Origin of the sequence: Ensifer adhaerens (assembly GCF_020035535.1) — a bacterium.
GTDB lineage: Bacteria > Pseudomonadota > Alphaproteobacteria > Rhizobiales > Rhizobiaceae > Ensifer.
Genome location: NZ_CP083349.1, coordinates 1,515,434 through 1,537,673, shown reverse-complemented (window position 1 = coordinate 1,537,673; position 22,240 = coordinate 1,515,434). Strand labels below are relative to the sequence as shown.

Below are 22,240 nucleotides of genomic sequence, written 5' to 3'. Positions count from 1 at the left end.
CGAGCCTTGCACGGGGAACTTCATTCGGCCGCCTCGACTTTGGCGGCAGGCGGCGGGCCGAAGATATCCGGCAACAGCGCGTGACGAGAAATGCCGGTCTTGGCCTCGATCTCGATCGCCTTCTTCGCGGAAAGATGCAGGCCGCGCTCCCAGCGCAGCGCCGTCGACTGGTCGACATCGAACAGCGCGCCGAATTCCTTCAGCGTCAGTTCGTGTTCTTCACGGTAGCGAGCGATAGGCGATTTGTTTTCCATGGCGGGCAGACTTGCACAATCTGCAAGTTTTAGCAAGCCGGTGACTTACACATCAAGCCAAGGACAGCAGCGCACACTTGGGATAAACTTGCACCATGAACAACATCAAACCGTTACATGTTGTGGACATGCCAGAGCGGCTGCACTTCATCCCCGAATGGGCGAAATCAAAAGGCATGAAGCAAGTTGAGGTCGCACTGCGCGTCGGCGCCTCTCAAGGCGTCGTGTCGCGCTGGTATGCCGGCAACGTGCCATCGAGCGAGTATCTGCCGAAGCTCGCCGAGCTGTTCGGGACAGACGTGCACGGTCTCTTTCGTCATCCCGACGAGGAGTGGATCGCACAACTCCTGCGCACACGCACGCCGGCCGAACGCAACAAGGCGATCGAAATGCTGCTTCTGCTGTTCAAGGATGACGAGCGCACCGGCACAGAAGGTTGATCGCAACCCTGCCGTTTAGCGGACTGTAATAAAGCTCTTAAAAATATTTGGGGAAAAGCACGCCAGAGGCTTTGTTCGAAGCGGCGTGCACGCCTTGATCGTCAGATTTCTTTCTGAAGATAGGCCAAGGCCGCCCGTATCATCGGCCCGGTGATCACCAGATCATTGTCACGACACCCCTCGTCCGCCAGTTTCAACGCCGCCATGGCGCCTTCCCTCGACAGTGCCGGCTTCTCCCAGGCGGCAATCACCGCCAACGGAGGCCGATAGGTCTTTTCCGCCAACACCTCGAGGTCCTCGCCCCCAAGCATTGCCATGCGGTTGAACAGCGCCATCTGCCTTTTGTAACTTGCGATCGCGCGGATCAACGGATCGTCGTTCAGCGAAAGTCGTTGAAAATGCAGGCCTCCCTCGGTGTCATTCTCGACCCGCCTGCCGTATTCCTCATTCATTCAGCACCCCCGAAACCTGCCCCTTGAGTTTTTCAGCCTGCATGCGCTCGCGCACCGAGCGGACAATTTCCGCGTTGCGCGAGGTAAGGTTTTCCTTGGCTGCCTTTTCCAGAAAATCCGCCAGGTCTTTCGGCAGCCGAACCTGCATTCTCACAGTCTCATCCATGACAGCCCCCAGTCGCGAAGATATGCCCCAGCCATACGTGTGGCATCAGTGTGGCATATCAGCTAATCACGTTCTATGTCATGTGTGCATCCATGGCGAGAGACGACCTCCATTTTCGATTGCGCATACCGGAAGGCCTGAAGAGCAGGATTGAGGAGGCTGCGGCCGACAACAACCGCTCCATGACCGCCGAGATTATCGAGCGCCTCGAAACGAGCTTTCAGCCCATTCCCACCGAGATGAAGGCGATTGTCGCCGAGTTTACCCAGCAGCTGATCGCCGCGATGGAGCGGCAGAAGAAATCGGACAGCTGACCCGCTGTTGCGGCGCACCCCTTCGGCCTTCGTCATCGGCCGCATCGCCGCAACCCCTAGCACCAGCCCACACTCCGCATTTCAATTAGCACTTTAGCTTAAACAAATTCAAATTTTCAGCCCTGTCAAAGCCTATCCTGCGACGGGCCGCCCTTAATTTTCCCCGCACCCGTTCCGAACCAGCACAAAATCGATTCGCTTGCGTGCAAGATTTGACTTGCACTATGTGCAAGATTGCCGCTTGACGCAACTTGCACAATCTGCAATTTTTTAGGCGTACCCAACAAAGGAACCCGGTTCCCCAGGAGGTCGCCCATGTAGCCAGCTGCTCCCCAATACAAAAGGTCCGCATCCCCAGGGGATGAGCCGGAAACGCCTCATCCCCTCCAAAAATCAGAAAACAAGGGAAACGAAACGATGACGAAACATCTCAAAGCAGCCACCGCAGAAATCGACCGGGAAATCGGCGCCCGCATTCGCCGCTTTCGCAAGTCCCGCGACATGTCGCAAGGCGCGCTGGCCGCCAAGCTCGGCATCACGTTCCAGCAGCTGCAGAAGTACGAAAAGGGCGTTAACCGGGTTTCCACCTCGGCGCTGATCCTCATCTGCAAGGCGCTGCAGATCACACCGAACGACGTGATCGGATCCTTCGTCGACACCATCAACGCCACACTCGGCGTCAAGCTCGCCGAGGAAAACACACAACTGAAGGCGCGCCTCGCCGAGATCGGCCGCACCGCCTCCGGTCACGGCCAGATGTGCCACGGCGCAGTCCTCAGCCTCCCTTGATCGATCGCCTTCGACGTCGGCCGGCGAACCCGGCCGAGTTCAAAAGCGACCTCAAACTATGGGCAGAGCGATGGACGACGATAACTCGGATTACCTCGACGAACCCGACGATTGCGACTGCGAGGACTATGACGCGGACATTCTCGAAGGCCGGGCCCGCTGCTTCAGATGCGGCCGCTCTTGGCGGATGACCACGCAACAACTCAGCGCAGAAACTCGCTGGCAGGCCTCGATGTTTGAGGCATCCGACGCGGACATCGCCTGATTTCATTCAGAGGTCAGCGACAACACACAGGAGCAGCATTCCATGGCAGGCAGGAAGCAGAAATCCGCAGTCAAGACGATCGCCGAACCTGTCGACGACCAGTCCCCGCTCAACCTCAGCCGTAACCCGATCTTCCTCTTTCTCGGCGGCGCGATCCTCATCAGCGGATTGTTGCTGATCCTCGCCGCAACGCTCACCGCCAAGCAGGCGGCCGGCTTCGAGCGCATGGTCGCATGGGAGCACCGCAAATGAGAACGCGCCTTTTCGGCTGGGATACGATCTACGGGATCGACGGCAAGCATCCGACGCCATACCTCACCCGCTTCTGGTTCTGGCGCCTCCGGCTGCACATCTTCTATCGCGGCGATGCCGATCCGGATCCGCATGATCACCCCTGGGATTTCTGGACCTTCCCGCTCACCGCCTATGTCGAGGAAGTGACGCGGCCGAGCCTGTTGTTTCCCAACATGTTCTACAAGCACCGCCAGGTCGTGCACGCCTTCCGCTGGCACCATCGGCCGGCAGAGCACCTGCATCGCATCATCGGCGCCTTTGATGGCTGGTGGGTGACGCCCGAGGGATTCCTCTACATCGGCGAACAGCTCGGCGAGCACGACCAGCCACAGACCGACGGCGCCCGCATCGTGACGATCGTCTGGCGCGGCAAGGGCGAACGCCGCTGGGGCTTTCTGAAACATCGCGACGGCCGTTGGTGCTGGATCCACTGGAAGGAATACGTCTTCCACGGCGGCGGCCTGGCGCCGTGCGGGCCGGCAATCGACGAGGTCGCCGCCAAAATCGAACGCGACGCAACGAAGGTCGAGCGCGACGCCGCGGCGATCGATGCGGAGGTCGCCGCAGTCGAGGCAAGCATTCGCAAGGGAGCGCGTCGCGCCGGGAAGAGGTTCCAGCTATGAAGATCCACGTCGTCAATCACCGCCCGCCGGCCGGCCTGTCGCGCACTGCCGCGAACCTGAAAGAGCCGGCGGTCCGCGCCGGCTATCTCGCCGGCCTGACGGTCTACCGGCTCGCCGCCGCCTTCGCCGTCACCGAGGACGTGATGCGCGCCTATGTCGCCCAGCATCGTCGTAACTGGGAATCGCTCGAAAACAGCGGCGTGCGCGAGGACGAGCGCCGCACCGTCGTCTATGCCCGCATCGCTCGCGACACCGGCAACTATAACGTCAGGCCAATCTCCCTGCCGCGCGTCACCATGCACGTCAGGGCGATGGAGCAGCAGGTATGAGCACGCAGCACTCGGCAGAGATAGACAATCCCGAGGCCGTTATCCGCGCCTGCTTTGCCGACATGAAGGTCAAGCTGCCGCTCCGGCTCTGCGACGAGGATGTCGGCGTCATCCTTGACGATGACGGTTGCGACGTCTTCACCGTCGACAGCAACGGCCAGCGCGACGACGCAGTCGTCTCGGCGATCGCCTTCACGATCGCATCGCTCATCAACATCCAGGCCGGCTTCGACGAGGAGACGGCCAATGGCTGAAGCGCCCGTCACCACGAAGCCTCACTGCGACATGTCGATCGAGGAACTCGAGGCAGAGCTGCGCCAGTGGAACGCCCACATTCGCCGCGCACCGGCCTGGAGCGCACACACCGCCGCCGCCGAGCAATTCCGCAGCGACTGCGAAACCTGGCTGCGCCGCCGGCGCGCCGAACTTCAGGAGAAAGCCTATGGCTGACTGGCAGCCGACTATCTGCATTTATCACGGCCATTGCGACGACGGCTTCGGCGCCGCCTGGGCAATCCGGAAACGCTGGCCGCTCTGCGCCTTCGTTCCCGGCCACTATGGCAAGCCGCTTCCGGACGTCACCGACAAAGACGTGCTCTTCGTCGACTTCTCGGCGCCCTATGAAGTGCTCGTCGATTTGTCGTTCACCGCCCGCAGCCTGGTCGTGCTCGATCACCACAAGACGGCGCAGGAGGGGCTGCAGCGCCTGCCGCCCTTTGATGGCACTCTGACCGGCCTCGACAAGGCGTTTCAGATCAACTGGACGCAGAACATCCCGAAGATTGCGGTCTGCTTCGATATGAACCGCTCCGGCGCCCGCATGGCCTGGGAGTTTGCGCACGGCCTCGACGAGGCAAACGGCACGGTTCCGGCGATGATCGCCTATATCGAGGACCGCGATCTGTGGCGCTTTGCGCTCGGCGAGGACACCCGCAAGTTTTCGGCTGCGCTACGCACCTTCCCGCAAACCTTCGAGGTGTGGGACGAGATCGCCAGGAAGCCGAACAGCCTGATCGACGACGGCGAGGCGATCCTGCGCGCTCATCGCAGCAACCTCCGGAAATTCACATCCGAGGTCTACCTCGTCGAGATCGCCGGGCACTCGGTCCCTGTCGTCAACGTCCCCTACCACTACGCCAGCGACGCGGCGCACGAGCTGCTCGAGCAGCATCCGCAGGCACCCTTTGCCGCGGCCTGGTTCCGCCGTGCCGATGGCATGGTGCAGTGGTCGCTTCGCTCTGAAGACAACCGCCTCGACGTCTCAGAGGTCGCCAAGCGCTTCGGCGGCGGCGGCCACCGCAATGCGGCTGGCTTCCAGCAGGAAGCCGGATGCGCCGAAGTTGTGCTGCGCGATTTCGTGACCGAAATCCGGGCATACCAGTCGCCGGAATGTGATGAATGCGACATCCTCGGGCCGCTCCTCAAGCGCGCCGACGCGGTGCTTGGCGAGGTAATCGCCAATGGCTAAAACCGCTATGATTACAGGCCAAGGCCCCAATTTCACTGTCCTCGCGAACGCTGTTTCCGATGCGATCTACGCTGCGCAGCTGCGAGGCATGGAGCTGGACGAGTGCCTCTCGGTCCTAGTGCAGGTCGCCGCAGATTATGGTCGCGGCACCTACGGCAAAGATTTCCTGACTGGCCTCGCTGAATTGATCGTCGCTCGAGGCAACGAGCCGATGCCGGAGGATCCCAATGGCTGACGGCACCAAGATCGAATGGACCGACGCGACCTGGAACCCGATCACCGGCTGCTCGGTCGTCTCCCCCGGCTGCACCAACTGCTACGCGATGAAGCTCGCCGGCACGCGGCTGAAGCATCACCCGAGCCGAGAAGGCCTCACGCGCAATAGCAAGGCAGGCCCTGTCTGGACTGGCGAAGTCCGCTTCAATCCGCAGTGGCTCGACGAGCCGTTGCGCTGGAAAAAGCCACGCATGATCTTCGTCTGCGCCCATGGCGATCTCTTCGCCGAGGGCGTGCCTGACGAATGGATTGACCAGATCTTTGCCGTCATGGCGCTGGCGCCGCAGCACACTTTCCAGGTGCTGACGAAACGGCCGGAACGCATGCGGGACTATCTTCAAGAAATGGCCCGCTGCTTCGAGCATGACAGTGCTGAGTTTTCCCGCCGATGGGGCACGGCCGCCGCCGAGGTGACCGGATCGCCATGTGCCGCCGGCGCGATCGAAGATATCCCCTGGCCCCTGCCGAACGTCTGGCTTGGCACATCAGCGGAAGATCAGGACCGCTATAGCAGCCGCTGGCCCTACATGGAGGAGCTTCAGGAACTTGGGTGGCTGACATGGCTGTCGGCCGAGCCTTTGCTAGGGCGCATCCTCTTGCGAGTGACTGGGTTAAGAGAGGTCGGCCCCGACGCGCGAGTGCATCAATCTAGTCTGCCGCAGTGGGTCGTCGCTGGCGGCGAAAGCGGCCCGAACGCGCGACCTATGCATCCGTACTGGCCGCGCCAGTTGCGAGACCAGTGCGCCGACGCCGGCGTACCGTTCCACTTCAAGCAATGGGGAGCGTGGGGAAAACCGACGAAACCCCGGCCGAGCGGCACCCCCGGCAGGTTTGCGCTCGCCGCATCGCCTGAAGGCGCTTCGGAGTTCTGGCCGGCGCACGTCGTCGAGATCGGGCATTGGCCGCGCCAAATAGACCTCTTTGGCGGCGCCACGGTTTTAGAGCATGTGGGTAAGAAGGCCGCCGGCCGCCTTCTCGACGGCATCGAGCACAACGGCTTTCCCGGAGATCCGCCGATGACACCCCGCTCCGGAAGTGCTCACGTAAAGGACTTCGAGGCGTTCGTGGCAGAGACGGCGCCGAAGTTGCACTGGAAAATTTACCAAGACCTCGGAGCCGACCCGAGCCGCAGCAACGGCTATTACGATGGATGGCAGCATGGGTTCGGAGAGGCTTCGTTCGGCCCCCTGCCTCTTCCTCAACTCATAGATGAGATGAAGGCATCGGTGACGGCGAAGGTCCGCGCCCTCGGAGACGATCGCCAATGACCGATCGCTCCAACGCAAAACCCGTCACCGGCGCCATCGAAAGCGGCGAGGCCGCCAAATGAACCAGCCCGCCACCTCGCCCCGCCAACGTCGCTTGAATGCCATCCGCACCCGCGCCGCCGAAGCCTCGAAAAATTGGGGTTTCGCCGGCGAGGCCGACGGCATGCGGCTTTTGGCCGGCGAGGATGGCAAGGAACTGATCGCGATCGTGCCGAATGCAGCGAACTTCATCGATCGCGAACTCGTCTTGAATGCCCCGCAGGATCTGATCTGGTTGCTCGACCTCTACCAGGTTGTTGCCGCCAACTATCGCAAGGCCCTCGACGAGATCGAACGCCTGCGGCCGGGCCAGGAGAAGCCGAAGGACTACGCCGCCGAGTGCGCGATGAAGTGCACTGAGCCTGCTTTCAAGAAATACATGCAAGAGCGCCACGGCCTCGATCGGCCGCTCACCGACCACCGCGTCGTGACGAAGCTCCGATCAATCCTGAACATTCGCTCGCGCGCCGAGCTGAACAATGACCCGGCCGCCGCTGCCCGCTGGCAGAACCTGCGCGCCGACTTCGACGCATGGAGAAGACGATGAGCAGCCGTCGCGACCGCATCCGCGCAAAGATCATGGCGCGCGTCGAGATCAACCCGGTAACCGGCTGCCATGAATGGACCGGCCCGGATTCCGGCAAGAACGGCCGCGGCTTCGGCTATCCCCGCATGTCGCTCGATGGTCAAACCGTTGCCGTGCATATCGCCATGTGGACGAACGAACATGGCTACATCCCCGGCAAAAAGGAACTCGACCACTATTGCCGCAACCGGCGCTGTGTGCGGCCGGAGAAGGGTCACGTCGAGATGGTCACCCGAAAAGAAAATGCCAAGCGCCGCGAAAAGGCGAAGCGCGGCATGCTCGGTCACAACGGCGGCCCCGCATTCACATGCGACGAAATCGCCGCCGACGCCCGGAGGGATCAATGAGAGCCGGCGTCGAAGAGATCTCCGTGGAACGCATCGAAAAGATGCTGCTGATTGCCGCCGAACTCGTCGATCGGCGCGGCCCGATCGCGCAGCCAATCCTCGATCGCCTCGAGCGTGAGTACCTGGCCGCCAAGGCACGCGGTACAGCCGTTGACCGCATCCGCAAGATGATCAGCGCCAGCTAGCTGATTCGACCCAATCGAGCAGACTCCCGCCCCACACCGAGCCTGCGGGGCTTTTCTTTGCCCGATGAGCAAAAATATTCGGAGCCATCCGGCCTACATTTTGGTTACATTCTGGTTACACGCATCCGCGATCGACTTGAAGATACTCAGCCTAACGCTTTGAAAACTCATGAGAGCATATGAACCCATACGGCGGAGCCAACTCCGGCCCGGGGAGCCACTTTCTAAAAGAGCCATTTGCAGAGATGCAGATGGCTCTTTTTCATTTTGCACCTAAGTTCCGCGGGTGAGCAATCCCAAACCTAGACGGTATTCATGACAAAGGCGGCGCCCATCATCGTCTGGTTCCGCAAGGACCTGCGTCTTGCCGACAATCGCGCCCTTGCGGCCGCGGTCGGTGAGGCTCCCGTCATTCCGCTCTATATCCGGGAGCCGGACGAAAGCGGCAACGGTCCGCTGGGGGCTGCGCAGCGATGGTGGCTGCATCATTCGCTGGAGGCGTTGAGGGCTCGCCTCGCCCAATTCGGCTCGCAACTCATTTTCCGCTCCGGCGACCCGCTGGACGTGCTCACCGACGTGGCGCGCAAATCAGGAGCGCAGCGCGTTCATTGGAATCGTCGCTACGATCCCTCGGGCATCGCCACCGATACCGCCTTGAAGAAGGCGCTCTCAGCTCAGGGGATCGCCACCGAGAGTTTTGCCGGACAATTGCTGCATGAACCTATGCGCCTGCTGACGACGACCGGCGGCCCCTATCGCGTGTTCACGCCCTTCTGGCGCGCCCTCGATTCAAAGTTTGAACCGGCTCCGCCAATCGACGAACCGCAACAAATCGTGTCACCGGAAACCTGGCCGTCGTCCGAACCGCTTGGCCAATGGTCGCTTCTGCCAACAAAACCGAACTGGGCGGCCACGTTCAGCGAAATATGGACGCCGGGAGAAAAAGGCGCGGCCGCTCGCCTCGACGAATTTATCGACGAAAAGCTCAAAGATTACAAAGTTCGCCGGGACCTTCCTGACGCTGACGGCACGTCCCTGCTCTCTCCCCACCTTGCCCTCGGGGAGATATCGCCGGCGCAGATTTGGCACGCGACACAAGGGTTACAGACCGAAGGCGGTGAAGGTGTCGCCACCTTCCGAAAGGAGGTCGCCTGGCGCGAGTTCTCCTACCATCTGCTGTTTCACTATCCCGAACTCCCCCGGCGCAACCTCGATCGCCGATTCGATCATTTCCACTGGCTTGACCACGAAGGCGACTTTTCCCTGTGGTCCAAGGGCCTGACCGGATTTCCGATCGTTGATGCCGGCATGCGCCAGCTCTGGCGGCATGGCTATATGCACAACCGCGTGCGGATGATCGCCGCGTCCTTCCTCATCAAGGATCTCCTGATCGACTGGCGAAGGGGAGAAGCCTGGTTTCGCGACACGCTGGTGGATGCGGATCCGGCAAATAATGCAGCAAGCTGGCAATGGGTCGCGGGATCAGGCGCCGATGCGGCACCGTTCTTCCGAATTTTCAATCCGGTTCTCCAGGGCGAAAAATTCGACCCGGACGGCGCCTATGTAAAGCGCTTCGTGCCGGAACTCGATCGGCTGGAGCCGCGCTACATCCATCGCCCCTTTGCTGCTCCGGCCGCTATCCTCGCAGATGCCGGCATCGAACTCGGCGCAACCTATCCAAAGCCGATCGTCGACCATGCCATGGCCCGGGACCGCGCGCTCGCGGCGTTCCGCGAGATCACAAGCGCGCCGAGAGAGCCGTAGCGAATACAGGCCCCCGGTAGAATTCCACGGTTGGCGTCTCAGACGAATGCCGCTACGCTCACCTTACGGATGCAACAGCTGAGGGGGTGGTGTATGCGTGAGCTGGAAGCAAGTCTCGCCGCGTTCAAAGGCGCACAGGAGCTTTCTGCCGAGAATCTCTCGATGGTCCTCAGGGACTTCCCATTGAAGGCACGCATGGTGCTGGGCGCCCTCGTGCATCTTCAGGCCGGCACATTGATGCTTACAGCGCCGGATGGCCGCAAACTGGTGATCAGGGGCAAGAGGGCGGGCCCGAGCGCGATCCTCACCTTGAACAACTGGAACCTGCCGCAACGCGCCGTGACTGGCGGCACGATCGGGGCTGCCGAAAGCTATATCGACGGCGACTGGGACAGTCCCGATGTGGGTGCCTTTCTCGAGCTCTTTCTCGTCAATGCCGAGATCGGCAAACACTTCCCGAACCGGGCGCACGGCCTGCTTCACCTTGTCGAAAAATTCCTGCATTGGCGCAACGCCAATACGAAGTCAGGTGCGCGCCGCAACATCTCCGCTCACTATGACCTCGGCAACGCCTTCTATAGCGAATGGCTCGACCCGAGCATGACCTATTCATCGGCGCTCTATGCAACCGGCGCCAACGATCTCCGCTCCGCGCAGGCGGCCAAATATCGCGCTCTGGCAGAAGCGACCAACCTTCGCGCCGGAGACCATGTGCTGGAGATCGGCTGTGGCTGGGGAGGCTTTGCGGAATTTGCCGCGGGCGAAATCGGTTGCAAGGTGACGGGATTGACGATCAGCCGCGAGCAACTGGCCTTCGCCCGCGAACGCATCCACCGGGCAGGTCTTGCCGACCGCGTCGAACTGAAATTCCAGGACTATCGCGAGGAGAATGGCACCTATGACCGCATCGTCTCGATCGAGATGTTCGAGGCGGTCGGCGAAAAGTTCTGGGCGACCTATTTCTCGCAGCTCAAGCGATGCCTGAAGCCCGGTGGCAAGGCCGGACTGCAGATCATCACAATCAAGCCCGAAGCCTATGAGGAATACCGCGCCAACCCGGACTTCATCCAGAAATACGTCTTCCCGGGCGGAATGCTGCCGACGCGCGAACATCTCATCGATCTCGGTCGCCATGTCGGCTTGCGCATGAGCAACGATTTCGGCTTCGGCATCGACTATGCCCGCACACTTGGCGAATGGCGCCAGCGCTTCTGGTCGGTCTGGAACAAGATCGAGCCGCTCGGATTCGACCTGCGCTTCAAGCGGCTGTGGGAGTTCTATTTCTACTACTGTGAAGCCGGGTTCCGGGCCCGCAACATCGACGTCCGGCAGATCGTGTTCGAATAGGAACGCAACTGGCGCGTCTTTACCGCGCCGCGCGTAGCGCTTATGAGGCGGTCTATCCAGTTCTCAATTGAAGGTTCCGCATGCGCCTTGCATGGTTTTTCCTCGCGCTCGCCATCGCGACCGAAGTGGTGGGCCTGACGGTGATGAAGGCCGCGTCCTCAAGCGGCTCTTATCTCGGCCACATCGTCATGTATGTCTCGATCGCGCTCTCCTACGTCTTCCTTGCCAAGGCCGTGAAGACGATCTCCGTCGGCGTCGCCTACGCGATATGGGAGGGTTCGGGCGTCGCGATCATCACGCTCGTTTCTGTCTTCGTCTTCGGTCACGTGCTGACCGGACGCGAGATTCTCGGGCTTTCGATGGCGATCGTCGGCATCCTGCTCGTCAATGCGGGAGAGCGCCACGACGAGGAAGAAGCCGCGGCGGAAGGAGCAGCCAATGAGCGCGCCTAGCATCTATTTCGCGCTCGCCGTGATGGCAGGCATTCTCGATGTTGCCGCCAACCTGGCCTCGACGAAATCGGAAGGCTTTGCCCGCCGTGGCTGGGGCGCGCTTTCCATTCTGCTGGTGCTTGCCGCCTTCGCGCTCCTCGCCGAGGCGATCAAGGGCATGGAACTCGCGATCGCCTATGCCGTGCTTGGCGCAACCGGCATCTTCGGAACGGCCATCTGCGGACGGCTGCTCTTTGGGCAGAAGCTGAAACCGATCGGCTGGGTCGGACTTGCCCTGATCTTCGGCGCCGTGCTGGTACTTCACACCGCCTGACGCCGGCGCTCGCCGGAGCCCGCATGCTTTTTCGCGTCCCTTGCTTCGGCAACGACACCCGTCAGCCGCCGGACAAGCGCGAAATAGAGACTATAGGGCAGCAGACGCAGAAGCTTCACCGCGTAGGTGAAATGCCGCGGGAAGCTGATTTCAAAGCGCCGCGACTTCAAACCCGCAATGATGCGATCCGCCGCCTGCTCGGAACTGACGAGAGCCGGGCGTGGGAAGCGTATCCGCGCCGTGCCGGGCGTATCGACGAAACCGGGGCAGATGATCTGCAGGCGGATGCCGATCCGGTCGAGATCGAACTTCAGGCTCTCGGCCATGTTGATCAGCGCGGCCTTTGAAGCGCCGTAGGCGGCGCTGGTGGGCAGCCCGCCATAGCCGGCGACGGAAGACACGATGGCGATGTGGCCGAAGCCCTGCGCCTTCATGTGCGTGACGGCAGGCAGCAGGCAGTTGACAACCCCATTGAGATTGACCGCAAAACTCTTTTCGAAGGCTTCGCGATGAAGGTCATCGCCCCGCACCGGGACGGCCACTCCGGCATTGAGGATCACCAGCGACAAGTGGCCATGGTCGTACTCGATCGCCGCCAACACCCGCTCCATGTCTTTCGGGTCGGTGACGTCGCCGTCGAGAACCGTGATCCTTCCCTCGCCTGCTGCCTCGTGCTGCAGGTCCACCAGCTTTTCGTGGCTTCTGGCGGTGACGACCACCGAATAGCCCTCGCGCACCAACTTGAGCGCCAAGGCCCGGCCGACGCCGACGCTCGCGCCGGTAACCCAAGCCAGTTTATTTTCGGATTGCGCAGACTGAATACTCATCACTCACTCCTCGGCACGCGCCGGGAAACACGCACGCATCTCCTTGTGGGCGAAAAGACTTGCCCGGCCCTTCATCGCGGCAACGCTTCGTTGCCGCTGAGCCCCACATGCCTTGGAGACGATTTTTGTTCGGGACAGAGCGGCGGCGAAACGCTATTTCTTGCCTGAAGTGCAGGCTGAGCCGAAAACACGCCAACATTTCGGCGGTCCGGGATCGTTGTTGATTTTCGTCAGTCGCCGTTCGTCTTTCCCTGGTACTCGCCGCCCTGTTCCGGCGCCTGTCCTCAAACACGAGGTTCTGAAAATGGCCATTCTACCGTCCGTCCTCGAAGCGATCGGCAACACACCCCTGATTCGGCTGAAGGCCGTATCGGAGGCCACGGGCTGCACGATCCTCGGCAAGGCCGAGTTTCTGAACCCGGGGCAATCGGTCAAGGATCGCGCCGCGCTGTCGATCATCCGGCATGCGGAAAAAACCGGACAGTTGCGCCCCGGTGGCGTCATCGTCGAGGGCACGGCCGGCAACACCGGCATTGGCCTTGCGCTCGTCGGTCAGGCGCTCGGCTACCGCACCGTCATCGTCATCCCGGAAACCCAGAGCCAGGAAAAGAAGGACGCCTTGCGGCTGCTTGGTGCCGAACTGGTCGAAGTGCCGGCCGTTCCCTACAAGAACCCCAACAACTACGTGAAGATCTCCGGCCGGCTTGCCGAGCAACTGGCAAAGACTGAGCCGAACGGCGCTATCTGGGCGAATCAGTTCGACAACGTCGCCAACCGCGACGCGCATGTAGAAACCACGGCGCCGGAGATCTGGCGCGACACGGATGGCAAGGTCGATGGCTTCATCTGCGCAGTCGGGTCCGGCGGCACGCTTGCCGGCGTTGCGCAGGGACTGAAGGCGAAGAACCCGGTTATCAAGATCGGCCTTGCAGATCCGCAAGGCGCCGCACTCTACAATTTCTACACCAATGGCGAACTGAAGGCCGAGGGCAGCTCGATCACAGAGGGAATCGGCCAGGGCCGCATTACCGTCAATCTCGAGGGCTTCACCCCGGATTTCTCCTACCAGATTCCGGATTCGGAAGCCGTGCCCTATGTCTTCGACCTGATCGAGCAAGAAGGCATCTGCGTCGGCGGTTCGACGGGCATCAACATTGCCGGTGCGGTCCGTCTCGCAAGGGAACTCGGTCCCGGACATACGATCGTGACGATCCTCTGCGACTATGGTAACCGCTATCAGTCGAAGCTCTTCAACCCGGACTTCCTGGCCTCCAAGGGGCTGCCTGTGCCGGCCTGGTTGAAGACGTCTTCCAACATTGCCGTGCCATACGAATCAGTGGGATAGGAATGCGATGATCAGGACCGTGACTGCCCTCTTCCGTGACGATTTCTACCTCTCGACCTGCGAAGCGAGCGTGACGGGAATTCTGGAGGACGGCGGGATCGAACTGGATCAGACCTGCTTCTACGCAACGTCCGGCGGCCAGCCCGGCGACACCGGTTTTCTGGAGCGCGCCGACGGCAGCCGCATCGACATCGCGGTCGCGCGCCATGGCGCGACCAAGGACATCATCGTCCATGTGCCGGCTGAAGGACAGCCGGTACCGGATATTGGCGAGAAACTCGTACTTCACATCGACTGGCCGCGCCGCTATCGCCTGATGCGCATGCACACCGCCTGCCATCTGCTTTCGGTCGTCTGCCCCTTCCCGATTACCGGAGCCTCGGTCGGCGAGGACGAGAGCCGTGTCGATTTCGACATGAGCGAGACGATCGACAGGGACGACGTCACCGCGGCGCTGATGAAGCTCGTCGAAGAAAATCACCCCGTCTACGTCCAGTGGATCACCGACGACGAACTCGCCGCCAACCCTGGCATCGTCAAATCGAAGAATGTGCGCCCCCCAATGGGTTTAGGGCGCGTCAGCCTTGTCTGCATCGGCGAGAATTCGGCGATCGATAGCCAGCCCTGCGGTGGCACACATGTGTCGGAAACGCAGGAAGTCGGCGCCATCCACATCGCCAAGATCGAGAAGAAGGGCAAGGAAAACCGTAGGTTCCGTATCCGCTTCGGCACGCCCGAAGATCGCGCATCAGTTTGAGTAGGGAGTTGCGACCGTGACCAACAACAAAAGCGCCTTTGTCGTTTCCGCCGATTGGCTGCAGGAGCGCCTTGGCGATCCCTCGATCCGGATCCTGGACGCTGCCTGGTACCTGCCCGCGCAGAACCGCAACCCGAAGGCGGAATACGATGCCGGACACATTCCCGGCGCGGTGTTTTTCGATCAGGACGTTATTGCCGACCACACGAGCGGCCTGCCCCACACGCTGCCCTCGCCTGAAGCCTTCGCCTCGGCAGTCGGCACACTGGGCGTCAGCGAAAAGGACACGATCGTCGTCTATGACGGTCCCGGCATTATGACCGCGCCGCGCGTCTGGTGGATGCTGCGCATCATGGGTGCCAAAGACGTCTACGTACTCGACGGCGGCATGGACGGCTGGAACAAAGAAGGCCGCCCCGTCACCACCGAGGTGCCCTCACCCAAGCCGGCGACGTTCAATGCCCATTTCAATCCGGCGGCCGTGACCTCCTTCGCGCGGATGACGGAAATCGTTGCGGATGGCTCGATCCAGATCGCCGACGCCCGCGGCGCCGGACGTTTCTACGCCGAAGAACCAGAGCCGCGCGCCGGTATGCGGTCTGGCCATATGCCCGGCGCCCATAGCCTCCCGTCCGGCACCTTTTCAGAGAACGGAAAATTTAGGGATCTCGCGAGCCTCCGTCAGATGTTCGCCGACGCCGGCGTCGACCTTGCGAAACCGGTGGTCACGACCTGCGGCTCGGGCGTCACCGCTGCCATCATCACCCTGGCGCTGCAATCGCTCGGCCATACGGAGAACACGCTCTATGACGGCTCCTGGTCTGAATGGGGTGGCCGCTCAGACACGGCGATCGTGACCGGTCGAGAGTGATATCATGCGCTCGCCGAAGCTCGCCTCCCTGACAGTGCACGTAACCGAACTCGAAATGACGGCGCCGCCGAAGCAGAGCCTGCCGATGCCGGTCAATATCCAGACCGCGATCCTGCGCGTCTCGGACATTCCGCTCAGCTACTACCGCTTTCTGTATCTGCGTGTCGGCCGCCGCTGGCACTGGACCGAGCGGCTGCGGATGAGCGACGAGGATCTTGCCGCGGCGCTCGCCGACAAGCGGACGAGCGTCACGGTGCTTTATGTGAACGGCGCACCGGCCGGCTTCTTCGAGCTGCATCAGGGCGAAGACGACGTCGTCGAGCTTGTCCATTTCGGCCTGATGGAACATGCACTCGGCCTTGGCCTCGGCAAGTGGTTCCTGCTCCAGACACTTTTTGCCGCCTGGGCGCTGAATCCAAGCAAGCTGACGGTCACGACCAACAATCTCGACCACCCGCGCGCGCTCCAGCTCTACCAGCAATTCGGCTTCTCGCCGGTCGCCACCCGCGAGACCACGGTCGAGCCTCTGACCGACGACGAACTGCTCGCGCTCGCAAAAAATCTCTGACGAACACCATCCGGCAAGTTCCGGGTGTCTTGATGATCGCGGCAGGTGCACTCTCCTGAATTCAAGCCGATCAAGGAGATACACCATGCCGTTGCGCTACATTCCCATGTCCGACGATGAAGCCCGCCGGATGAGAGAAGGCGGGCCAGATGCCTATGGCAACCCGCCGGAACGGGAGATTTCCGATGGGGATGGCGTTCCCTGTCGGCATTGCCTGCGCAATGTCGGAGGCGGCGAGCCCTATCTGATCTTTGCGCTGCGGCCGTTTTCCTCGTTGCAGCCTTATGCCGAGACCGGCCCGGTGTTCATGCATGCCGAAGAATGCCCGGCGCATGACGGCAACGCGCTTCCACCGATCCTGGCCTCGAGTGTCAGCTATCTGTTGCGCGGTTATGGCGAGAACGAACGGATCGTCTACGGGACCGGCGGTGTCGTTCCGACGGAAAAACTGCAAGCGCGGGCGGAAGAACTGCTGGCGCGACCGGACGTTTCGTCCGTGCATGTGCGTTCAGCCAAGAACAATTGCTACCAGTGCCGGATCGAAATGCGCTGACGTGAAATCGGCCCGGCATCGCTGCCGGGCCGAAAGGATCAATCGTCAGGCGACGCTCAGGACGGCCTCGGGCGCGTAGGCATCGTAGCCGAGCGCTTCGGCGACCGGCGCATTGGTGACGCGGCCGCGATGAACATTGAGGCCGGCGCGCAGGTGGCGGTCCTCAGCGATTGCCTTCAGGCCCTTGTCGGCGAGTTGCAGGCCATAGTGAAGCGTGGCGTTGTTCAGCGCATGCGCCGACGTCACCGGCACAGCGCCCGGCATGTTCGCAACGCAATAGTGCACGATGCCGTCGACCTCGTAGGTCGGGTCGGAGTGCGTCGTCGCATGGGACGTTTCAAAGCAGCCGCCCTGGTCGATGGCGACGTCAACGATGACCGCTCCCTTCTTCATGCCGGTCAGCATTTCGCGGGTCACGAGCTTCGGTGCCGCAGCACCGGGGATGAGGACTGCGCCGATCACCAGATCGGCGGAAAAGACTTCCTCTTCCAGCGCATCGATGGTCGAGTAGCGTGTATGCACCCGACCGGCAAAGAGATCGTCGAGCTGGCGCAGGCGCGGGATCGAGCGATCGATAATGGAGACGTCGGCGCCGAGACCTGCCGCCATGCGTGCGGCATGCAGACCGACGACGCCACCGCCGATCACAGTCACCTTCGCCGGCAGCACGCCCGGCACGCCGCCGAGCAGGATGCCGCGGCCGCCATTGGCCTTCTGCAGTGAGGTTGCGCCTGCCTGGATCGCCAGGCGTCCGGCAACCTCGGACATCGGAGCCAACAGCGGCAACCCACCGCGGTCGTCGGTGACGGTTTCATAGGCGATCGCCGTGACGCCGGAATTGAGCAGACCCTTGGTCTGTTCCGGATCGGGCGCAAGATGGAGATAGGTATAGAGAATTTGGCCTTCGCGGAGTTGCACCCATTCGGAGGGCTGCGGCTCCTTGACCTTGACGATCATGTCCGACTTTTCGAACACGTCCTTTGCCGTCGCGACAATCTTCGCGCCAGCGGCACGGTAAGCATCGTCATCCGCGCCGATCCCTGCCCCGGCCTTGGTTTCCACGATCACCTCGTGGCCATGGGCAACATATTCACGCACCGAGCCGGGCGTCAGGCCAACTCGATATTCATGGTTTTTGATTTCCTTCGGGCAACCGACACGCATCCTTGCGTTCCTCTCCTGTTATGGGCTTTGCGCCACTTTTGACGAGGCATTCAGCAAAACACGCCGTCTTTCGAATGTCCTTGCAAAGACGAATCCCAAGGCGCATTGATTTCGAAGAATATTGCGTGGAGGGATGCATGATTGGCGGAAATAACGAATGAGCGAACTTGATGCCATCGATCATGCGATTCTGCGCATACTTCAGCAAAACGGTCGGATCTCGAATGCCGACCTCGCGGCGAAGGTCGGACTCTCGCCTTCCGCCTGTTCGCGACGGGTCGACATCCTGGAGAAATCGGGAACGATCGCCGGTTACCATGCCCGCATCGCGCACAAGGCGCTCGACTACCAGATCATGGTGATCGTGCATATTTCGCTATCAGGCCAGTTCGCCAAGACGCTCGCGGAGTTCGAAGCGGCTGTGAAACTCTGCCCGAACGTGCTCGTCTGCTACCTGATGTCAGGCGAGTACGACTACATCCTTCGCGTCGCGGCCAAGGACCTGCAGGACTACGAGCGTATCCACCGCGACTGGCTCTCGGCCCTGCCGCATGTGGTCAAGATCAATTCCAGCTTCTCGCTGCGCGAAGTAATCGACCGGCCGAATGTCGGCATTTGAGCGAATGGAATCGGCCTAGCGTCCGACGACGCAATTGCGGCCGCGCCCCTTGGCGGCGTAGAGCCGAAGGTCGGCCTCCGACAACAGGTTCTCGACCGCCGCGCCGTCGTCCGGCGTCGACGACAGGCCGATGCTTGCCGTCACCGGCCGTCCGTCCGGCGTCGAGACGAGATCCGACACGGCAATGCGAATCTCGTCCGCGCGCCGCAAGGCATCGCCGTGGACCATGGCCGGGCAGAGGATCACGAACTCCTCGCCGCCATAGCGAAACAGCCGGTCGACCGGACGCAGCTTCGACTTCACCGTTTCGACCAGCCGCTGCAGCACGCGGTCGCCCTCCTGGTGGCCGAAGCGGTCGTTGACGCCCTTGAAATGATCGACGTCGATGATCATCAGCGTCACGGCCGCATTGTCGGCGCTCGCCGCACGCAGCATTTCCGGCGCTTCGACCTCGAACCGGCTGCGGTCGAGCGAGCCCGTCAGCGTATCCTGCCCGGAGCGCGACAGCAGGTCCTCGTAGCGTTCGCGGAAGGTCAGCGTGTTGAAGATATCGCCAAGCGGCCGGTCCGACATTGCCAGCGACGGGTGACGCGAAAGGTTGAGATAAAGGCCGACGGCCACGGCATAGAAGGGTGCTGCCAGCATCTTCGCCATCCAGCCGCCCCAGAACACTTCGGCCGGCGCGCCGTTCCACCAGCGCAGTGCCGCATAGAAGGCCGCCTGATCGAATGTAAGCACCACGATACCGCAGACAAGGAAACGGATGGTCACGAAGCGCCGCAGCCAACGGCCCAGGCGTTCGTAAAGCAGGATGATCATCAGCGAATCGAAATAGAGGATCGTCGTCCCCCAGACCATCAGCCAGCCCATCTCATCGATGAAGGCGAGGTCTGCGGATCGCTCCGCAACGATCGAAACGGTGTCGTGCTGGCGCAGCAGAAGGCTGAGCGCGACCGTGAGGAAGTTGCCGGCGAGCAGGCCGTAGATCGGCTGGCGAACGGTCGCCGCGTCCTCTTTGACATAGAGCAGCAGGATCATCATCAGCTTGCCGGAGAAAAGCACGGCAGAGCCTGGCGAGATCACGCCGAACGGCAGTTGCACATAGAAAACTGCGGCGAGATAGGTCTCGATGAAATGCATGACGCCGAGCGCGGCGACGAAGACGCCAAGCCCCAGCCGGGCGCGAAGATGCAGCAGCCCGATCATCGCCGTAACGTAGACCAGCGCCTCGCCGACGAAGAGAAGAAGGTTGGCGTTTGGCATGTGCTTGAAAAAGTTCCGTTTCCCGAAGCACGGTTAAACCGGAAGTTTGAAGAAAACTTTAGCGGAGCCGGCGATTGCCGGACTTCGAAATGCGAAAATCTGCCGCTTTCGGAAATGTCGCCTTTCCGGCATAGTCGCCGCCAACCCACCGTGGTTCGCACGTCTGCGAACAAAACTCCGGATTGCACTCGTCTCGGAAAAACCGGGATCCTTGATAAATGGAGGACCGCATGCCAACGATGACATCCCCGCTCCACCTCACGCGCCGCTCGCTGCTCGCAGGGGCCGCGGCCTCCTCGGCGCTCGTCATGCTGCACCCGTTCTCCGTTAGCGCCGCCGCCAACCAGGCGCATCTCAGAATCATGGAAACGACGGACCTGCACGTTCACGTCTTTCCATACGACTACTATGGCGACAAGCCCAACGACACGGTCGGTCTTGCCCGTACCGCCTCGATCATCGACGCCATCCGCGCGGAGGCCACAAACTCGATCCTCGTGGACAACGGCGACTTTCTCCAGGGCAATCCGATGGGCGACTACATCGCCTATCAGCGCGGGATGAACGATGGCGACATCCACCCGGTTATCGCCGCGATGAACGTGCTCGGCTATGATTGCGGCACGCTCGGCAACCACGAATTCAACTATGGCCTGGATTTCATGTTCAAGGTCCTGAACGGCGCGAACTTCCCGCTCGTCTGCGCCAACCTGACAAAGGGTGCGCTTGCCGCCAATGCCCGTCAGGATGAACTGTTTCTCAAGCCCTACGTCATTCTCGACCGCAAGGTGAAGGATGGTTCCGGCACGGAGCACCAGCTTCGCGTCGGCCTCATCGGCTTCGTTCCGCCGCAGATCATGACCTGGGACGCCAAGAACCTCGCGGGCAAGGCCAATGCCCGCGACATCGTCAAGGCGGCCGAAGCCTGGGTGCCGCAGATGCGCGAAGAAGGCGCCGACATCGTCGTCGCCCTCTCCCACTCCGGCATCGGTCAGCAGGTCTATGCGGAGAACCTCGAAAACGCGTCCGTTCCGCTTGCTGCGATCGCAGGCATCGATGCCATCGTCACCGGTCACAGCCACCTCGATTTCCCTGGACCGAAGTTCGACGGCATCGCGGGCGTCGACAACAACAAGGGCCTGATCTCGGGCAAGCCCGGCGTCATGGGCGGCTTCTGGGGCTCGCATCTCGGCCTGATCGACCTGCTTGTCGAACGCGAGGGCGGCTCATGGCGCGTCGTCAACTCCACGAGCGAGGCGCGGCCGATCTACCGCCGCGAAGAGAAGAAGGTGATCGCCGAGGTCGCCGACAAGCCGGAGGTGCTGGCTGCGGCTCAAATGGATCACGAGGCGACGCTGACCTACGTGCGCACACCGGTCGGCAAGACCAGTGCGCCGCTCTATTCCTACTTTGCCCTGGTCGCCGACGACCCGTCCGTGCAGATCGTCAGCCAGGCGCAGACCTGGTACATCAAGGACATGCTGAAGGACACCGAGTATCGCGACCTGCCGGTGCTTTCGGCAGCGGCTCCGTTCAAGGCCGGCGGCCGTGGCGGCGCGGACTACTACACCGACGTCCCGGCCGGCGACATTGCGATCAAGAACGTCGCCGACCTCTATCTCTATCCGAACACCGTTCAGGCCGTCGTCATTACCGGCGATCAGGTGCGCAACTGGCTGGAGATGTCGGCCGGAATCTTCAATCAGGTCGAAGCCGGCGCTTCGGACGCGCCGCTGATCAACGGCAGTTTCCCGTCCTACAATTTCGACGTCATCGACGGCGTCACCTACCAGATCGATCTTTCGCAGCCGCCGAAGTTCGACAAGGACGGCACCACGATCAATGCGTCTTCGAACCGCATCAAGAACCTGCAGTTCAGCGGGCAACCGATTGACCCCGCGCAGAAATTCGTCGTCGCCACCAACAACTACCGGGCTGGCGGCGGTGGCAATTTCCCCGATATCGCCGCCGACAAGGTGGTGTTCGTAGCGCCCGATACCAATCGCGATGTCGTGGTGCGCTACATCATCGGCCAGGGCACGATCAACCCATCGGCCGACGCCAACTGGACCTTCGTGCCGCTCGCCAATACCAGCGTGACCTTCGAAAGTGGCCCGAAGGCCCGCCAGTTCCTGGCACAGGTGAAAGGTGTGACGATTGAAGATGCGGGCGATGCCGCCGAAGGCTTTGCCCGTTTCCGGATCAAGCTCTAGGTTTCCAGCGAACCAGGACCGGGCCGCCTGTCTGTGGCGGCCCATCATTTCGACCGGAAGCGCGAGAATTCGCCAACCCTTCTGCGGGG

Annotated in this window: 32 protein-coding genes; 26 read left to right on the top strand and 6 right to left on the bottom strand. The window is 61.7% G+C overall.

The window, feature by feature from the left end; genetic code table 11:
• Positions 1 to 20: 20 nt before the first annotated feature.
• Positions 21 to 254, bottom strand: a complete 234-nt coding sequence (locus LAC81_RS07580) for a helix-turn-helix domain-containing protein (protein ID WP_223727317.1) — start codon at positions 252 to 254, stop codon at positions 21 to 23.
• Positions 255 to 349: 95 nt separating this feature from the next.
• On the opposite strand from LAC81_RS07580, the gene LAC81_RS07575 reads away from it, so the two are divergent.
• Positions 350 to 694, top strand: coding sequence for a helix-turn-helix domain-containing protein (locus LAC81_RS07575; protein ID WP_223727316.1), 345 nt, complete (start codon positions 350 to 352; stop codon positions 692 to 694).
• A gap of 101 nt (positions 695 to 795) precedes the next feature.
• Here the strand turns inward: LAC81_RS07575 and LAC81_RS07570 are convergent, their stop codons facing one another.
• Positions 796 to 1,146: a hypothetical protein gene (locus tag LAC81_RS07570; protein WP_223727315.1), complete on the bottom strand. Its 351-nt coding sequence runs from the start codon at positions 1,144 to 1,146 to the stop codon at positions 796 to 798.
• Positions 1,139 to 1,312: an Arc family DNA-binding protein gene (locus LAC81_RS07565; protein WP_223727314.1), complete on the bottom strand. Its 174-nt coding sequence runs from the start codon at positions 1,310 to 1,312 to the stop codon at positions 1,139 to 1,141. The genes LAC81_RS07570 and LAC81_RS07565 overlap by 8 nt, the downstream gene beginning before the upstream one ends.
• A gap of 92 nt (positions 1,313 to 1,404) precedes the next feature.
• On the opposite strand from LAC81_RS07565, the gene LAC81_RS07560 reads away from it, so the two are divergent.
• From LAC81_RS07560 to LAC81_RS07475, 18 genes are all read left to right on the top strand, one after another.
• The gene (locus LAC81_RS07560) at positions 1,405 to 1,626 is read left to right on the top strand and encodes an Arc family DNA-binding protein (protein WP_223727313.1); all 222 of its coding nucleotides are present in this window, start codon (positions 1,405 to 1,407) and stop codon (positions 1,624 to 1,626) included.
• A 417-nt stretch (positions 1,627 to 2,043) separates the two neighbouring features.
• Entirely contained in the window at positions 2,044 to 2,415 is a 372-nt protein-coding gene (locus tag LAC81_RS07555) for a helix-turn-helix domain-containing protein (RefSeq protein ID WP_223727312.1), read from the top strand.
• 70 nt (positions 2,416 to 2,485) lie between these two features.
• A complete protein-coding gene (locus tag LAC81_RS07550) occupies positions 2,486 to 2,680 on the top strand; it encodes a hypothetical protein (protein WP_223727311.1) in 195 nt (64 codons plus the stop codon).
• Positions 2,681 to 2,722: 42 nt separating this feature from the next.
• Positions 2,723 to 2,932 (top strand): hypothetical protein, encoded by a 210-nt coding sequence (locus LAC81_RS07545; RefSeq protein WP_223727310.1) that lies wholly within the window; start codon positions 2,723 to 2,725, stop codon positions 2,930 to 2,932.
• A complete protein-coding gene (locus LAC81_RS07540; RefSeq protein WP_223727309.1) occupies positions 2,929 to 3,597 on the top strand; it encodes a hypothetical protein in 669 nt (222 codons plus the stop codon). Before LAC81_RS07545 ends, LAC81_RS07540 begins: the two co-directional genes overlap by 4 nt.
• Positions 3,594 to 3,926, top strand: a complete 333-nt coding sequence (locus tag LAC81_RS07535; RefSeq protein WP_223727308.1) for a hypothetical protein — start codon at positions 3,594 to 3,596, stop codon at positions 3,924 to 3,926. Before LAC81_RS07540 ends, LAC81_RS07535 begins: the two co-directional genes overlap by 4 nt.
• A complete protein-coding gene (locus LAC81_RS07530; protein ID WP_223727307.1) occupies positions 3,923 to 4,180 on the top strand; it encodes a hypothetical protein in 258 nt (85 codons plus the stop codon). Before LAC81_RS07535 ends, LAC81_RS07530 begins: the two co-directional genes overlap by 4 nt.
• On the top strand, positions 4,173 to 4,376 hold the full coding sequence (locus LAC81_RS07525; RefSeq protein ID WP_223727306.1) for a hypothetical protein: 204 nt from the start codon (positions 4,173 to 4,175) through the stop codon (positions 4,374 to 4,376). Before LAC81_RS07530 ends, LAC81_RS07525 begins: the two co-directional genes overlap by 8 nt.
• A complete protein-coding gene (locus LAC81_RS07520) occupies positions 4,369 to 5,394 on the top strand; it encodes a DHHA1 domain-containing protein (protein ID WP_223727305.1) in 1,026 nt (341 codons plus the stop codon). The genes LAC81_RS07525 and LAC81_RS07520 overlap by 8 nt, the downstream gene beginning before the upstream one ends.
• On the top strand, positions 5,387 to 5,629 hold the full coding sequence (locus LAC81_RS07515; RefSeq protein ID WP_223727304.1) for a hypothetical protein: 243 nt from the start codon (positions 5,387 to 5,389) through the stop codon (positions 5,627 to 5,629). The genes LAC81_RS07520 and LAC81_RS07515 overlap by 8 nt, the downstream gene beginning before the upstream one ends.
• Entirely contained in the window at positions 5,622 to 6,938 is a 1,317-nt protein-coding gene (locus LAC81_RS07510) for a DUF5131 family protein (RefSeq protein ID WP_223727303.1), read from the top strand. The genes LAC81_RS07515 and LAC81_RS07510 overlap by 8 nt, the downstream gene beginning before the upstream one ends.
• Positions 6,939 to 6,996: 58 nt before the next feature.
• Positions 6,997 to 7,524 (top strand): hypothetical protein, encoded by a 528-nt coding sequence (locus LAC81_RS07505; RefSeq protein WP_223727302.1) that lies wholly within the window; start codon positions 6,997 to 6,999, stop codon positions 7,522 to 7,524.
• A complete protein-coding gene (locus LAC81_RS07500; RefSeq protein ID WP_223727301.1) occupies positions 7,521 to 7,910 on the top strand; it encodes an HNH endonuclease signature motif containing protein in 390 nt (129 codons plus the stop codon). Before LAC81_RS07505 ends, LAC81_RS07500 begins: the two co-directional genes overlap by 4 nt.
• Positions 7,907 to 8,095 carry a hypothetical protein gene (locus tag LAC81_RS07495; protein WP_223727300.1) on the top strand — a complete coding sequence of 63 codons (189 nt, stop codon included), beginning with the start codon at positions 7,907 to 7,909 and terminating at the stop codon, positions 8,093 to 8,095. The genes LAC81_RS07500 and LAC81_RS07495 overlap by 4 nt, the downstream gene beginning before the upstream one ends.
• 315 nt (positions 8,096 to 8,410) lie before the next feature.
• The gene (locus tag LAC81_RS07490) at positions 8,411 to 9,859 is read left to right on the top strand and encodes a cryptochrome/photolyase family protein (RefSeq protein WP_223727299.1); all 1,449 of its coding nucleotides are present in this window, start codon (positions 8,411 to 8,413) and stop codon (positions 9,857 to 9,859) included.
• A 93-nt stretch (positions 9,860 to 9,952) separates the two neighbouring features.
• Positions 9,953 to 11,206 (top strand): SAM-dependent methyltransferase, encoded by a 1,254-nt coding sequence (locus LAC81_RS07485; RefSeq protein WP_223727298.1) that lies wholly within the window; start codon positions 9,953 to 9,955, stop codon positions 11,204 to 11,206.
• Between the two features lie 80 nt (positions 11,207 to 11,286).
• Positions 11,287 to 11,658: an SMR family transporter gene (locus tag LAC81_RS07480; protein ID WP_223727297.1), complete on the top strand. Its 372-nt coding sequence runs from the start codon at positions 11,287 to 11,289 to the stop codon at positions 11,656 to 11,658.
• Entirely contained in the window at positions 11,645 to 11,971 is a 327-nt protein-coding gene (locus tag LAC81_RS07475) for an SMR family transporter (protein ID WP_065373692.1), read from the top strand. The genes LAC81_RS07480 and LAC81_RS07475 overlap by 14 nt, the downstream gene beginning before the upstream one ends.
• On the opposite strand, the gene LAC81_RS07470 is transcribed toward LAC81_RS07475, so the two are convergent.
• The gene (locus tag LAC81_RS07470) at positions 11,959 to 12,798 is read right to left on the bottom strand and encodes an SDR family NAD(P)-dependent oxidoreductase (RefSeq protein WP_223727296.1); all 840 of its coding nucleotides are present in this window, start codon (positions 12,796 to 12,798) and stop codon (positions 11,959 to 11,961) included. The two genes, LAC81_RS07475 and LAC81_RS07470, sit on opposite strands and share 13 nt — an antisense overlap.
• 304 nt (positions 12,799 to 13,102) lie before the next feature.
• Here LAC81_RS07470 and LAC81_RS07465 point away from each other — a divergent pair, with 304 nt between their 5' ends.
• From LAC81_RS07465 to LAC81_RS07445, 5 genes are all read left to right on the top strand, one after another.
• A complete protein-coding gene (locus tag LAC81_RS07465; RefSeq protein WP_223727295.1) occupies positions 13,103 to 14,143 on the top strand; it encodes a cysteine synthase A in 1,041 nt (346 codons plus the stop codon).
• A 7-nt stretch (positions 14,144 to 14,150) separates the two neighbouring features.
• Positions 14,151 to 14,900 carry an alanyl-tRNA editing protein gene (locus tag LAC81_RS07460; RefSeq protein WP_223727294.1) on the top strand — a complete coding sequence of 250 codons (750 nt, stop codon included), beginning with the start codon at positions 14,151 to 14,153 and terminating at the stop codon, positions 14,898 to 14,900.
• 16 nt (positions 14,901 to 14,916) lie between these two features.
• The gene (sseA, locus tag LAC81_RS07455) at positions 14,917 to 15,771 is read left to right on the top strand and encodes a 3-mercaptopyruvate sulfurtransferase (RefSeq protein ID WP_223727293.1); all 855 of its coding nucleotides are present in this window, start codon (positions 14,917 to 14,919) and stop codon (positions 15,769 to 15,771) included.
• Positions 15,772 to 15,775: 4 nt separating this feature from the next.
• A complete protein-coding gene (locus LAC81_RS07450) occupies positions 15,776 to 16,339 on the top strand; it encodes a GNAT family N-acetyltransferase (RefSeq protein WP_223727292.1) in 564 nt (187 codons plus the stop codon).
• 85 nt (positions 16,340 to 16,424) lie between these two features.
• Positions 16,425 to 16,892 carry a DUF1203 domain-containing protein gene (locus tag LAC81_RS07445; protein WP_223727291.1) on the top strand — a complete coding sequence of 156 codons (468 nt, stop codon included), beginning with the start codon at positions 16,425 to 16,427 and terminating at the stop codon, positions 16,890 to 16,892.
• A 45-nt stretch (positions 16,893 to 16,937) separates the two neighbouring features.
• Here LAC81_RS07445 and ald read toward each other — a convergent pair whose 3' ends face one another.
• On the bottom strand, positions 16,938 to 18,056 hold the full coding sequence (ald, locus tag LAC81_RS07440; protein WP_113537216.1) for an alanine dehydrogenase: 1,119 nt from the start codon (positions 18,054 to 18,056) through the stop codon (positions 16,938 to 16,940).
• 157 nt (positions 18,057 to 18,213) lie between these two features.
• Here ald and LAC81_RS07435 point away from each other — a divergent pair, with 157 nt between their 5' ends.
• Positions 18,214 to 18,675, top strand: coding sequence for an Lrp/AsnC family transcriptional regulator (locus LAC81_RS07435; RefSeq protein WP_057255972.1), 462 nt, complete (start codon positions 18,214 to 18,216; stop codon positions 18,673 to 18,675).
• A gap of 15 nt (positions 18,676 to 18,690) precedes the next feature.
• Here the strand turns inward: LAC81_RS07435 and LAC81_RS07430 are convergent, their stop codons facing one another.
• Complete coding sequence (locus LAC81_RS07430) at positions 18,691 to 19,938, bottom strand: sensor domain-containing diguanylate cyclase (protein WP_223727290.1); 1,248 nt, start codon at positions 19,936 to 19,938, stop codon at positions 18,691 to 18,693.
• 239 nt (positions 19,939 to 20,177) lie between these two features.
• Here LAC81_RS07430 and LAC81_RS07425 point away from each other — a divergent pair, with 239 nt between their 5' ends.
• Positions 20,178 to 22,151, top strand: a complete 1,974-nt coding sequence (locus tag LAC81_RS07425; RefSeq protein ID WP_223727782.1) for a bifunctional 2',3'-cyclic-nucleotide 2'-phosphodiesterase/3'-nucleotidase — start codon at positions 20,178 to 20,180, stop codon at positions 22,149 to 22,151.
• Positions 22,152 to 22,240 lie beyond the last annotated feature (89 nt).